General features: G+C 59.9%; 1 protein-coding gene. It reads left to right on the top strand.

What is annotated here, in order from left to right; all coding sequences use genetic code 11:
- Nucleotides 1-1,144: terminase large subunit (locus FJ980_RS35035; RefSeq protein ID WP_181181410.1), on the top strand; the 1,144-nt coding region annotated here is incomplete at both ends.

Raw genomic sequence — 1,144 nt, 5'->3', positions numbered from 1 at the left:
GTGCTAGCTGTGAAGTCCGCTGACGCCGATGTTGTCGGCGGACAGAAGGCGATCAGCTCGTTCATCGACGAGCTCTGGCTCTTCGGCAAGAAGGCATCATCGGCAAACGTCCTGTCTGAGGTCACCGGCTCGCAGGCGTCACGGCCGGAAGGCTTCACTATTTACGCGACAACGCAGAGTGACGATCCCCCCACGGGAGTGTTTGCTCAGAAACTGATCTATCACCGAAGCATTCGCGACGGAAAGATCGAAGATCCAACCTCGCTCCCGATGATCTACGAATACCCCGAGCGGATGGTTAAGGCGCAGGCTTGGCGCGTTCCGAAAACATGGCACATCCCGAACCCCAGCCTCGGCTACTCCGTCGACAAGCAGTGGCTGACCACTGAAGTCAAGAAGAAGGAGCTTGAGGGGCAGGATGCCCTCAGCCTCTTCGTTGCCAAACACTTCAACATTCAAGCCGGTCTCGGGCTGAAGGATGAAAATTGGGCAGGAGCCCAGTTCTGGACCGCGGCGGCCAACAGGCGATTGACCCTCCAGGAGCTTATACGGCGATCTGATGTGATCGTGATCGGTATCGATGGCGGCGGCCTCGACGATCTCCTCGGCCTCGCCGTGATGGGCAGATGCAAGGTCACCCGCAAGAATCTGCTTTGGTCCCACGCTTGGGCCCATGAAATCGTGAAGAAGCGCCGCACCGAGATCGCGACGAGACTCGACCAATTCGCCGGGCTTAAGCAGCTGACGTTCGTCAAGCTGCCAGGCGAGGACGTCTACCAGCTCGCGGACATCGTGATGGAGGTTGAAGCCGCGGGCTTGCTGGCGGCTGAAAACGCGATCGGCGTCGACTCCTTCGGCGTCGCCGCGATCACCAAAGCGCTGACCGGCGAGGACCGCGGGATCGCGAAGGAGCGGATCGTTGGCATCTCGCAGGGCTGGAAGTTGAACGGCGCCATCAAGGACATGGAGCGAGATCTCGCTGGCGGCCAGCTTGTCCATTCCGGACTCGAGCTCATGGATTTCGCAGTCGGCAATGCCAAGATTGTTCCGCGAGGCAACGCGATCTCAATCGACAAGCAGGTCAGCGGGTCGGCAAAAATCGACCCGCTGATGGCAGGTCTGCATGCGCAGGTTCTCATGGGCC

The sequence above is a fragment of the Mesorhizobium sp. B1-1-5 genome (assembly GCF_006443065.1).
GTDB lineage: Bacteria > Pseudomonadota > Alphaproteobacteria > Rhizobiales > Rhizobiaceae > Mesorhizobium.
Note: the sequence above shows the minus strand (reverse complement) of the source record. Positions and strands in the feature narration are given on the sequence as shown.